Origin of the sequence: Shewanella profunda (assembly GCF_023283765.1) — a bacterium.
Lineage (GTDB): Bacteria > Pseudomonadota > Gammaproteobacteria > Enterobacterales > Shewanellaceae > Shewanella > Shewanella profunda.
The window spans coordinates 1-12817 of the sequence record NZ_JAKILG010000025.1; the positions used below are offsets into that span (position 1 = coordinate 1).

The 12817-nt window shown below is 43.9% G+C and carries 12 protein-coding genes; 2 read left to right on the plus strand and 10 right to left on the minus strand.

Features of this window, described 5'->3' with window-relative positions:
• Window positions 1–364: 364 nt before the first annotated feature.
• Window positions 365–925, minus strand: a complete 561-nt coding sequence (gmhB, locus tag L2744_RS12690) for a D-glycero-beta-D-manno-heptose 1,7-bisphosphate 7-phosphatase (RefSeq protein WP_248992248.1) — start codon at window positions 923–925, stop codon at window positions 365–367.
• A 331-nt stretch (window positions 926–1256) separates the two neighbouring features.
• Here gmhB and L2744_RS12695 point away from each other — a divergent pair, with 331 nt between their 5' ends.
• Window positions 1257–1928, plus strand: coding sequence for a GntR family transcriptional regulator (locus tag L2744_RS12695; RefSeq protein ID WP_248992249.1), 672 nt, complete (start codon window positions 1257–1259; stop codon window positions 1926–1928).
• 91 nt (window positions 1929–2019) lie between these two features.
• Window positions 2020–3084, plus strand: coding sequence for a ketoacyl-ACP synthase III (locus tag L2744_RS12700; protein WP_248992250.1), 1065 nt, complete (start codon window positions 2020–2022; stop codon window positions 3082–3084).
• Window positions 3085–3128: 44 nt separating this feature from the next.
• On the opposite strand, the gene L2744_RS12705 is transcribed toward L2744_RS12700, so the two are convergent.
• From L2744_RS12705 to L2744_RS12745, 9 genes are all read right to left on the minus strand, one after another.
• Window positions 3129–3734, minus strand: a complete 606-nt coding sequence (locus L2744_RS12705; protein ID WP_248992251.1) for a lecithin retinol acyltransferase family protein — start codon at window positions 3732–3734, stop codon at window positions 3129–3131.
• Window positions 3735–3887: 153 nt separating this feature from the next.
• Window positions 3888–4574 carry an exonuclease domain-containing protein gene (locus L2744_RS12710; RefSeq protein WP_248992252.1) on the minus strand — a complete coding sequence of 229 codons (687 nt, stop codon included), beginning with the start codon at window positions 4572–4574 and terminating at the stop codon, window positions 3888–3890.
• Entirely contained in the window at window positions 4575–6422 is a 1848-nt protein-coding gene (locus tag L2744_RS12715; RefSeq protein WP_248992253.1) for a DUF294 nucleotidyltransferase-like domain-containing protein, read from the minus strand.
• A gap of 143 nt (window positions 6423–6565) precedes the next feature.
• Window positions 6566–8302 carry a sodium:solute symporter family protein gene (locus tag L2744_RS12720; protein ID WP_248992254.1) on the minus strand — a complete coding sequence of 579 codons (1737 nt, stop codon included), beginning with the start codon at window positions 8300–8302 and terminating at the stop codon, window positions 6566–6568.
• A gap of 11 nt (window positions 8303–8313) precedes the next feature.
• A complete protein-coding gene (locus L2744_RS12725) occupies window positions 8314–8580 on the minus strand; it encodes a DUF4212 domain-containing protein (protein ID WP_248992255.1) in 267 nt (88 codons plus the stop codon).
• A 539-nt stretch (window positions 8581–9119) separates the two neighbouring features.
• Complete coding sequence (locus L2744_RS12730) at window positions 9120–9740, minus strand: thiol:disulfide interchange protein DsbA/DsbL (RefSeq protein ID WP_248992256.1); 621 nt, start codon at window positions 9738–9740, stop codon at window positions 9120–9122.
• 114 nt (window positions 9741–9854) lie between these two features.
• Entirely contained in the window at window positions 9855–10715 is an 861-nt protein-coding gene (locus L2744_RS12735; RefSeq protein ID WP_248992257.1) for a Rossmann-fold NAD(P)-binding domain-containing protein, read from the minus strand.
• 56 nt (window positions 10716–10771) lie between these two features.
• A complete protein-coding gene (locus L2744_RS12740) occupies window positions 10772–11980 on the minus strand; it encodes a cyclic di-GMP phosphodiesterase (protein ID WP_248992258.1) in 1209 nt (402 codons plus the stop codon).
• A 218-nt stretch (window positions 11981–12198) separates the two neighbouring features.
• Window positions 12199–12696: a DUF2919 domain-containing protein gene (locus L2744_RS12745; RefSeq protein ID WP_248992259.1), complete on the minus strand. Its 498-nt coding sequence runs from the start codon at window positions 12694–12696 to the stop codon at window positions 12199–12201.
• Window positions 12697–12817 lie beyond the last annotated feature (121 nt).

Below are 12817 nucleotides of genomic sequence, written 5' to 3' on the forward strand. Positions count from 1 at the left end.
CTGTACATATTACTATGAACACTCTTCATCATTGATTTAATTCTTTGACTGCCAACCCGAAGGCTAAGCAGTTTCGATTAACTCAACACCTGTGAGTGTCCACACAGATTTGCTTGATAAATTGTTAAAGAGCATGGTTAGCGACTTATTCAGCGTTTAACCTTGACCCCGCTGGGTCAGTGGATGCGCATTATAGGGATGTCAGATTTTACCGCAACCTTTTTATCTCAAATAATGTAGAAAACCGAACCAAGCGCTCACTTTTCGCTCCAAGCGCATAATTAAGCAACAATACGCCTGTATTGAACGGCTAATATCCACGATTAGCCTTGTGCAAATTATCAGTAGGGCTTTGCAAGTGATATTAAGTAGCAAGTGATGTTAAATACACTGGTACATCGGCAATGCTATCCAATACTACCGTCGCATCACTACTCTCTGCCACGTCCTTGCCACTACGCACTAATATACGCATCGGCACACCTGCGGCTTTCGCTGCGAGCATATCATCAGCTTTATCACCCACCATCACTGATTGAGATAAGTCGATTTTTAAGAATTTCGCTGCATCGTTGAGCATACCAGGCTTTGGCTTACGGCAATCACAATCTACTTTGTATTCACCGATCCCCTTTTCAGCATGGTGCGGGCAGTAGTAGATCCCATCGAGATCAACTCCTTTGTCGGCAAAGTTCCAATCCATCCACTCTGTTAGACTGTGGAATTGATCTTCACTGTACATGCCGCGGGCTATGCCTGATTGATTTGTGACTACCACGAGCTTATAACCCATTTGCTTTAACGCGAGACACGCTTCAAACACACCTTCGATATATTCAAAGTCATCAACTTGATGTACATAACCATGATCTTTATTAATCACACCATCACGGTCCAAAAAAACGGCTCGATTGACTGCACTCACAGTACTCACTCCACTCACTCTAAACATCGCCTAACGCGTTATCACACTATTATTCCATTCATTGCAATAAATTGCACCGCGAAGTTCACCTTTCTTAGATGAGTCGCATGCTTGGGAACTAATGCTTAGAAACGACAGGTTTCAAACAAGCTACGCTATTCGATATCAAAACGGGAAACCTAAATAAGTAAGCGAAAGAGGATAAAACTTGCACTTTAATAGCCTAATTCATCTCATTATCCATGTACTCAATCGAGCATTCCCCTTTATTTGTGGCGTTTTTAGCGGTAACCTTGGGCGGATAATGAAAGAACAGCCGAAATAGACGAAAATGAGTCGAACTACGCCTATAGTCCACAAAACCCGCACTCAACTAGTTGTAGAAGTGCTTAGAGAGAAAATTCTTTCAGGTGACATAGCAGCAGGAGAACCACTCAGACAAAGCGCTTTAGCCGAAGCCTTACATGTTAGTAGGATCCCGGTAAGAGAAGCGTTAGTGCAACTCGAAGCGGAAGGGTTAGTGAAATTCGAACCACATAAAGGTGCAACAGCAACCGTATTATCCGTCGAACAAGTCACCGAACTCTTTGAATTACGAGCAATGATTGAAACGGATCTGCTTGCAAAAGCGATTCCACTACTCCAAGAAGAAGATTTAATTAAAGCAGAACAGGTACTAGAGCAATTGGAGTCGGCCTTTAAACATGAAGATGCCGTAGCCAGTTGGAGCGAGCTAAATACACAATTTCACACTTGTTTATATCAAGCCGCCAATCGACCACATACTCTTGAGGTCGTCCACGGTCTTAATACAAACTGCGATAGATATATTCGTTTGCAATTGCTGTTAGCAGGAGGTATTCCTGCTGCAGAGCATGAGCACCGCGCACTGCTCAACCATTGCAAATTAAGAGAAACAGAGAAAGCCACGGCGTTACTGCGACATCATATTTTGCATGCCGCGATGACTATCCGAGAGCTCGTCGCCAAACAGGTGGACTAGATCACGGACAGTTATTGGTTATACCCATAAGCTTTGTTGTCGATTCAAGGCAGCACTTCAAGTTCTGCCTTTTTATTTGAGAGAAAATACCATGCAGTACGCCACTATCACTGGTTGGGGCAAATGTATCCCCCCCGCAACCTTGACTAACGATGATCTTGCAACTTTTATAGAAACATCCGATGAATGGATTAAATCGCGCACAGGGATCAGTCAGCGTCATATCAGCCATGTGAATACCTCTGAATTGGCATCCGTTGCCGCAAAGCGAGCTCTTGCCGCAGCGGGTATCGATGGCAGTGAGATAGATATGATCATTCTGGCAAGCGCGAGTCCAGATACGTTAATCCCCAATATTGCATCGACGGTACAAGCCAATATTGGTTCTAACTGCGCGGCATTTGATATCAACGCCGCCTGTAGTGGTTTTTTATACGGCTTAGGTTTAGCTAGCTCTCAGATTAAGAGCGGCCAGAGCAAAAAAGTTTTAGTGATCGGGGCCGAGCGGCTATCTTTCTATTTAGATTGGTCTCGCCGTGAAACTGCCGTGCTTTTCGGTGACGGCGCTGGTGCTGTTGTGGTTGAAGCCTCAAATATTCCAGGTGGCGTGCTTGGTTATGAGCTTAATAACGACCCTGATGGCCGTGATATTCTAAAAGCGGGTTTCGGCACGGCTATGGATAGATTCACAGCCGAATCTTTAGATTTCTATATCCAATTTGATGGACAAGAAATTTTCAAACGCGCAATTAACGGCATGAATAAATTAAGTACTCAAGTACTTCAAAAATGTGGCATAGATAAGGATGAAGTCGATTTGGTCATTCCACATCAAGCGAATGAACGTATTATCGATACACTTGTTAGTCGAATGAAGATCCCGAAAGAAAAAGCCTTTGTTAACATTGCTAACTACGGCAATACCTCCGCGGCTACGATTCCTATTGCCATTTGTGACGCCTTGGAAAAAGAACTTATCAAGCCAAATCAAACCATACTTTCGTGCGCTTTTGGTGCGGGATTAACGTCAGCCGCCCTGCTCCTTCAATGGGGTGAGCGAGTGACGCCGCTCAATATAAGTGATGCAGAGTTACCTCCTTGCGATCAAAGTGGTATTGAACTGGTCAAACGTGCTGTTGATTATTTTTGTAACTAAGATATCAATCACATATCCATAAAAGCCATCCGATGATGGCTTTTTTAATCGCTAAAATCATATACAGAACTGGGCTCTTGTATCTCATCCCAATAAATACCTTCACCAAAATAAACTGCAAGCTTTTGATTTAACTCATTGAAGCTTTTAATTGCCACTTCGTGTCCACTTATACAAGCCCATACAAAGCGATGGCAATTATTGTCGAATAAATCATATTCACGGTATTGATAAATGGCCTGTTCGGCGCGATTCAATATAGCTTCAGCAACCAAAGGTTGGTGCAGATGACTGCAGGCAAGATAGATTTGGCTCCCCGTACGCCCCGCTAGAAAACGTTTTATCGATACCGCCCGCACAAGCCCAGAGCCATGGAGCTCCACTAAACAATCATCACCGAGCCATATACCAGTATGTTCAATAACCCCAAATACATAGCAACAGACAATACTGCCAGGCACAGGCATCACTTGTGTAAAACCTTTTTGCCATTGACTTGGTGCAGCGACCATAGCGCGATGTGTAAGAAGTTGTTTGGCGGCCCGACCGAGTAATCTATCACGCTCAAGTTGTTGGCGTTTCTCACGCTCATCGGCTAATAACACAGCGCCAATGGCCGCGCCTCCAATCCAAAGTAATGGGAGTGGCATTATTGTCTCCTACTCAGTTCATTTATAAGAGTGAAGTACATGTTCTGAAAATTACCAAATCGGAGTTAAGTAGCTTACAACAATCATAATGAACCAAATCTCACCTACTTAACCTTGGTGAAAACCAGATCAAGCCAATGACAACCGTCAAGATCAGGAGGATTGCTGCATTAGCTCAGCCACTTTGAGCTGCCTTGCCCCACCCATGGCAGCCACCTGTGCGAGTAAGAGCTCTGCGCAAGCTAAGGCATCGGTCAATGCACTATGGGCTGAATATATCGGCAAACCATAACGTTCACGGCAAGCGCCAAGGCGTAAACTACCTTCTTTAATGGCGTGATGTCCTCGTAACAATCGATGCTTTTCAAGCATTAAGGTATCTATCGAGGGTAAAAATACAGCTTGATGATAAATAGCCAAAATATCCTGCTGTAAAAATCGGCAATCTAATGGGGAATGGTGTGCAACCAGCACTCTGCCACGGGTCTTAGCAATAAACCATGCCATCGCTTCTTCAATAGTTACGGCTTGTACTAAATGATTATCAAGAATCCCGTGAATAGTTGCACTCTGGCCGACACTGCCGCGAATTTGCACCAATTTTTGCTGTGCTCCCTCGAGTGGGATCACGCCGTGCTCAATAGGCACGAGACCTATACTGAGTATCTGATCTTGCAGGGGATCGAGCCCCGTCATCTCTAAATCCATCGCCACTAATGGCGCTTCGGATACAGGCATCGCCAGTAGAGGCACAAGTGATTGATAATAATCCTTAAAGAGCTGATGTTGACAACGCAGAGCGCGCCAATTCAACCGCGCCTTCACCAGCAGAATACTCATTTAAAAGCTCCGCATAAATTTCATTTTCATGCCAGATTGAGCATCATGAACCACCTTAAAGGCGTCCCGTAATTGGTGGCGCACCAATGAGGATAAATGTCCAGGTAACAAGTAGTTACTCACTTTTTGTCCCTGAGTATATTGGTAGCCTTGATTAGCTAAGCGCATATGGGCGATAAACTCGTGGGCATCGGCCAAATTGAGTGCATCCTTGCGGTTGAGGATATTGGCATCCATCAAAGCGCGAATACGTTTGGCGGTATTGACTTCTTTTATGCCCGCTGACAGCGCATAGACACGGGCGATATCATTAATTAATGCATTACCTTTATGCTTTAAATCAATACCTTTTACTTCACTACCATCACGCTCGAGCACAAATGTGCGGAAAAAACCTAAGGGTGGGGATTCAATCAACGAATTGCCCGTCATCCCCGCAAGAAAGATATCATTGTCACGGGTTTGCGCTAATACCTTGTCCTGCAGTGCATCAAATAAGGTCTGTGGCCCATAAACCGAGCGCATATCAAAAAAAATACTGGCATGCATTAACGCTTTAGGTTCAGGCGTTATCACCCATTTTTCAAATACATGTTGCCATTGCTTTAGTGACATTCGCCACTGCGGGTTTTGCGCCATAATATTACCAGGGCAAAAAACATAACCACACTGATCTAGACCCGCACACACCGCATGGGTGAGCGCATCAAAATAGCCCTTAGCATAGTCGTCCATCTCTTCTGCGACTAACAAGCCATTATCTTGATCCGAACATGCAGCCTGATCCTGTCGACCTTGAGAGCCGAACGCTAACCAACAAAAGGCCATCGGTGGATCACCAAGAAGCTGCTGATTAAGCACGATTAACCGCCGCGTCAGCGCATCGGTAACCGAAGTCAATACACGCCCAATCTCTTCAGCCCTAGCATCGGCACTGATTAAATTCTGCAGCAATAGCGGAATTTGCTTACTAACAGAGATTAAACTAGCAAGATCCTGCTGACGCTCAATTTCCCCAATAAGAAGCAGTGGCTGAGAACCTTGTCCACGCAAGATATCGGTACTGGTCACCATGCCGATAGCTTTACCTTCATCAATAATAGGTAAATGGTGAATATTATGTTCACTCATCAATAGCATAGCTTCAAAAATTAACGCATTCGATGAAATAGAAATAGGTGAAACCGTCATCGCTTGATGCACAGCTAAACGACCATCGAGGCCTGCTGCCAATACTCGATTACGTAAATCCTTATCCGTTAAAATTCCAACTAATTTATGATTATCCGTCACCAACAAAGAAGATACGCGCGCATTTCGCATCAGGAGTGCTGCTTGGGTAACACTGGCATGGGCATCAATGGCAATGGGATCGGGTGACATCAAAGTACTTATGCGACTAGTAGTGGTGAGATCTTTTGCTTTAAAACGTGCCTCATGGCGCAGGCGCTTTGCAAAGGCTCGGGTAAAAAACTTATCGAAATTCCGGCTCTCACTCCTTAATTGATCAAACAAATGTTGCGGTAGATGGTAAACCAAACCATCCTCCAGTATTGCTACTTTATTAACAACTTTCTCCCCCGATAGCAGCGTAGAAAAACCAAAAAATTCACCTTCGCCCACTCTATCCACCAACACGCCTTCAGGATCACGAACCTCAAAAGCACCACTGCGTACTATATATAATTTCGGTGCATTGGCATCAAAGCTAACATAGGCTGAAGCCTTACTGTAATAACCTATGATGACTGCCTTAGCACAACGTAAAATCACCTCATCAGGTAAGGTATCGAAGGGAACTAACCCCTTGAGAAATTGCACTACGGGTTGTAATTCACTCGCATTCATAGGCAACACCTTATTTTTAAGCAGATATTCCCATCACTATAGCCCGCATTGTCAGTGAGCTACATTCGACTAAAGTCAGCTCAAGGTTAAAAAGCAAAAAGAGCGCCGAAGCGCTCTTTGTTTTCCACTATATCCAAGCCTTACTAGTGGCCGCTTGCCTCGCTCGAACCTTTAGGGAAACGAATAGACTCAACCATTTCCTGTACATGTAACGGTGTTGCTGCAGTCACTCTGCTTACGATTGCCGCTACCACAAAGTTGACTATCATGCCGACCATACCAATACCTTCAGGTGAAATACCTAAGAACCAGTTTGCTGGCACGTTTGCCGTTGGGTCAACAAACTTGAAGTAGATGATATAACCCGCAGTAAACAGTAAACCCGTTACCATACCCGCAATTGCACCTTCTTTGTTCATTGTCTTAGAGAAGATCCCCATGACAATAGCAGGGAACAGGGATGATGCCGCCAAACCGAAGGCAAAAGCCACCACCGCCGCCACAAAGCCTGGAGGATTCACCCCAAAGTAACCCGCAATCACAATCCCAACACCAGCCGCTAAGCGAGCATATAAAAGCTCTTTCTTGTCAGATAAATTCGGCATGAAATTCTTTTTAAGCAGATCGTGTGATACTGAGGTTGAAATCACCAACAACAAGCCAGCTGAAGTCGATAGCGCTGCGGCTAAACCACCGGCAGCCACCAATGCGATAACCCAAGCAGGTAAGTTTGCAATTTCTGGTGTGGCTAATACAATGATATCGTTATCGATTTTCATCTCATTACGACTTGCAGGGTCTTCAAACTTACCCGCTGCATAATATAACTTACCGTCAGCATTCTTATCGTCCCACTTAATAAGACCCGTTTTTTCCCAGTTTTTAATCCAACCTGGGGCAGTCTCATAGGCAACACCTTTAGCATCTGAACCATTGATGGTTTCAATCATATTAACGCGGGAGAACGCCGCTAATGCGGGTACAGTTGTATACATAATTGAGATGAAAACTAGCGCCCAACCCGCAGAGATACGAGCAGCTTTTACGCTAGGCACAGTGAAAAAACGAACGATAACATGGGGTAAACCTGCGGTTCCGACCATCAATGCTCCCGTGATACAGAACACATCAATCATACTTTTTGAACCATCAGTGTAAGGTGCAAAACCCAAATCACCGGAGAGGTTATTCAACTTATCTAACAAATATACGCCCGTATTATTACCTGCAGCATCAATCAGTTCAGCCCCAAAACCAATTTGCGGAATAATGTGGCCTGTCATCATCACTGAGAGGAAGATTGCTGGCACCATAAAGGCGAAAATCAATACGCAGTATTGGGCGACCTGAGTGTAAGTAATACCTTTCATCCCGCCAAGCACAGCATAGAAGAACACCACAGCCATACCAATGTATACACCAGTGTCGACTTCAACTTCGAGGAAACGTGAGAACACTACCCCCACACCACGCATTTGCCCTGCAATATAAGTAAAACAAATGAAGATGGCACAGATAACCGCAACCGTGCGCGCAGCCTGTGAATAGTAACGTTCACCAATAAAATCTGGCACAGTAAACTTACCAAACTTACGTAGATATGGCGCCATACACAGGGCTAATAATACATAGCCGCCGGTCCAACCCATTAGGTACACGCTACCGTCGTAACCGACGAAAGACACAATACCTGCTAATGAAATAAATGACGCCGCCGACATCCAATCTGCCGCCGTCGCCATACCGTTAACCACAGGATGCACGCCACCACCGGCAACATAAAACTCTTTTGTTGAACCCGCACGTGACCAAATTGCAATCCCGATGTAGAGCGCAAATGACAGCCCTACGATAAGATACGTTAATCCTTGAACACCCATTCCAATTCCCCTTAGTCTTCTTGTACGTTATATTTTTTATCTAAGGCGTTGGCTTTTGCCGCGTAGACAAAAATAAGCACAACGAATACATACATAGCTCCCTGTTGTGCGAACCAGAAACCTAATTTGAATCCCATGAAATGGATTTCATTCAGAACGTCAACCAATAAAATGCCACATCCAAAAGATACTGCGGCCCAAATAGCTAATAAGCTAAGAACGAGACGTAAATTCTCGCGCCAATAGCCTTTTGCTTTCTCGTTATTTTCAAAACCCATAGCGACTCCCCTGTGCTGTTTTAATTTTAAGTCATGTTTAATCTAACAACAGCTGGTGTGATCACAATCACGACTTTCGTCTAAGTCGTGATTTGAGATACGGTTTAAGAAAAGATGAATAAAACAAATTCAATGGCTTAACAAAATTATTACATTGAAATGCGCTTTAAACTTTTTCAACAGCTTAGACCAATGTCGAACAACATTAGGGGAGATTTAGTTAAATGAGGGCAAAAAAAGACGGGGCTGTAATAACTTATTGTCAGACCTAGATAAATTTAAGTACTGAGGTTTAGATAATCGCTAGGGTGTGTTGACTTTTTGAGATTAGGTTTTGTTCGTTCTGGCAAATTCGTGCTGCGAAACGAGGGTGAAATATCGTAATTCTACTCAAATGACGAGCGGCTCGTATGAAAGAAAGTAAGAGCTTGCCAAACTAAGATAAAGAATAACCCAGCGAGCACTGGGTTATTTACCTAAAAATGACTCCACTTATAAGGATAGTTAAAAACGCTAGCCTATAACTCACTTACTGGCGCTCACTTAGCGGCTAAGAATTTCACTAACGCAGCTAACTCTTCAGGGGTATGTGCCGTTGAAGTCAACATATAGCGGCCATTAACCAGCAGTGAAGGGACCGCTATAATACCTGCAAGCTCAGTTTGTGAGTCGTAGTTCATGAGTGTAAATTGGGCATCAACTGAATTGATTGCAGTCTCCACATCCTCAGCCTTAGCACCTTGGGAAACAAAAAAAGCCTTCACTTGTTCTGGACGAGTAAATTGCTCTCCGTTCACTTGGATTTGCTTAAAAATGGCACTGTGGGTTTGCTTCGTCATTTTAAGCTTTTGCGCCACATAATAGGCAAGCTGGCTCAGTTGCCAACTTGGACGACCAGCACCAACGGGAGTACGCTCAAAATTGATCTCTTTTCCCAGTAATTTAACGGTCGATTCAATTAAGGGCTCTTGGTTATAGCAATGCGGGCAGTTGTAAGAGAAAAACTCGCGTAACACCGGCTTTTGTGCCTCAGAGATCCCCGTAACCGTCACATAATCTTTACCTTCCTCAAAATTTGCCGCTTGTAGTGTAAAACTGGCACTGAGTATGAGTCCGAATGCAAAGGACACCAGTGGTCTAACAAAATTTAACGTGTTCATTATACTGTCTCTTTTATTCGTAATTTGATCTAAAGAACAATTTGCCAAGCCAATATTAGCCAATAAAGATAACCTAGAATGCCAGCTTCTCTCTTAAAATTTTGTTCATATTCCTCAACATGCACTGAGCATATCAAGGGGTGATGCATACTGATAACTAAAGCCTAAGTCGGATATAATTGCATCACCGAGGATCACCTTACTTGGCATGACTTGTTGATTAAATATGGGGGGAACTAAACCCAAAGATTGGGCTGCCACAGGGTAAAACTCAGCCTTAGTCGGGTGTTGTGGAGCGCAAAGATTATAAATTGGAGCAATGGATATGCCATTTTGACTTGCCGCTAAAATAGCACTGACGGCCTGAACACAATCGCTTAAGTGGACTAAATTGACTGCCACATTGGCACCAGAGACGTCCAACTTCCCCGCAAGAAAACGTCCAGGATGCCGTTTAGGCCCGACTAGCCCAGCAAAACGAAGGATACAACTGTTAGCTTGAGCTCGAAATAAAGCCTCTGCATCCAATAGCAGTTGGCTATCACTCGATTCCGCCAAAGCATCGGCTTCAGTCATTAATTTATCTTGGGTAGGATACACACCCGTGGTACTGATAAACACAATACACTGATATTGCCAACCTTGGGTTAGGGATAAAAGCTGTTGCAACTCATCAAAATAAGCACTATTGCCACGTGTTAATCTCGGGGGAATATTTACCACAAGAAAATCAGTTTGGAATAACGCTGCCAATGCCTTAGCGTCGGGTTTAATTTCTGCCCCCTCGCCGAGTTGCAGTGGAAAGGCTTCTATCCCAACATCTATTAATGAAGAGAGTTCATCGATGCTACGCTTACAACCTGTAACTCGATAGCCCTCTTGGACTAAATGCGTTGCCAACGCAAATCCAAACCAACCACATCCCACCACGGCAACACTTTTTTGTGGGGTGCCCTTATCTACTACATCAGCCATATTAGCCCCGAAGAGTCAAAATCAGCGGATAGAATACGGAACTTAATGGATAAGATTCAAGCCTGCAGCGCACTAAAATAAAAACTGACGCCTTTATCAACCTGTAATGTCCGAATAGCGCCTTCAGTTAACTCTTCAGCTTTGAGCGCTTTTTGTACTGTCACACCTTCCTCGCTTAAAAAACGTAACGAAGCCTCACTACCATCGGGCTTACAAGCCCAGACCTGTGGCTGGGTAACCTCTTTGGTCGTCATAATCACTTTAGCTACACAATCATCCGAGAGCTTAACAATCGTTCCTGGGGGATAAATCCCAAGAATTTTGACCAGTACAGAGATTAAGGACTCTGGATGCTTAGTCGCACGATGTTTAAATAAATAGCCCAAAGCCAACTGGGGTGACGAAGCCAGTTGACCACTGAGCTGCTGATCAAAATCATTTGCAAGGGCCACAATCTGAGTCACTATGGGAATTTTATGGCCTGTTAAGCCATCCGGAAAACCTGAACCATCAATAAATTCATGGTGGTGCAACACAATATTAAGCACTTCTTTGGGAAATAAACCCGAACGATTGAGCATGTCATAGCCAAAATTGGGGTGCATTTGCAAATAATTAGCCTCATTTGCAGTTAGAGCCCCACGCTTTCGGCGAATGATATCTGGCACTTTGAGCTTACCAATATCGTGGAGCAAGCTACCAAGGGCAATATCCCGTAAATCTCGCGGAGTTAAATCGAGAGCATGGCCTATCATCATTGCAAGCACGGCAACTGACACTCCATGTTGGGTGACACTCACCTCGTTCTCATCCATCCCCACCAAGGTTAAGAAAGGCTGTTCAATTTCCTGTAAATGGCTAAGCATATCCTCGACTAACGTTGCAGACTGCCGATACGCCCCTTCTGGATCACTCGCAATCTTACCAAACATATTGCGACATTGATTAACACCCTCCAAAAACCGCTTTTGGCTTAAACGCATAGCTTTACGTGTGTCGCTCTTAAGATCCCGCTCAGGCGGCGCTTGCTCTTGAACCTCACTAACTTTCTTATCCGTACTGGGTAATTCAATACCGGTATTGGTTTGCGAGACTAAAAATACATATGGCACACCCAGCCCACGGATCATTTCAATTTGAGCGACGCTGCTGATATCGACACGATTGAATAAAAAGGGGTGATTTGTCCATGACAGAGGCAACTTAACCCTCATGCCAAGTTGAAGTTCAGATAATAATAGTTTTCGTTGAGCTGCTTTTGCCACGCAATATGACTCCTTTAAAATGTGCTGAAGTGGATAGAGACAAAATCCATTACTCAAGCAACACATTCAAGCTAAGTACATATAACTATAGATGATTATGGAAATTCAGTAAGCAATAAGTAAAAAAATGCTTATCAAACTGAGGGATAGCACACACAACGCTAAAAAATTCATTGAAAGAGCGTAAAATTACTTTTAATTACAAAAACATAGACAACCTAAACTTTAGGTTCAATATCCATCGTTTTAGGCCAATCGGCAAGGTAGTAATGGAGTCGTTTCGATTTTAAAACGTATAAACTAGACCAAAACAATACTAGAGCATCAAGAGCAAGACTCCAGTGGAACATAAACTGTCCATGCACCAATCGCTGCCCAAGCAGTACAGCATCCACCAGTAATAACAGCCATAAACCCCATTTTAAGTGAACAAAAAAAGGCCTTAACCAATAAGGTGAACGACGACGCTCACAAAGCACTAGGATATAAAGCAGCACAGCACCAAGGCCTGCGGCAAGAGCAAGTAAGAAGTCGGATTTTTCGGGGTAAAAAATCCGCACTAATTCAGCCCTATCGTTTGCCTGTGTTAACGAAGCGATAAAAATACACCAACCGCGAGCTAAAAAAGCTAAAAGTGCATAGAGGAAAGTCGGCGGTTTGATATGGCCTTTATCATCAAGCCAAGTGATGTGACTGAAATTCAAATAGGTTTCCATTTAAAGAAGCAACAACAGCGTAAAAGTAAGATGGAGTCTATTCTGCCAATTTCAATGGTTCTTCGCCCAATACGCAGTACTTAACACTGAAATAAAAAAGAGCCCTGCATGGCAAGGCTCC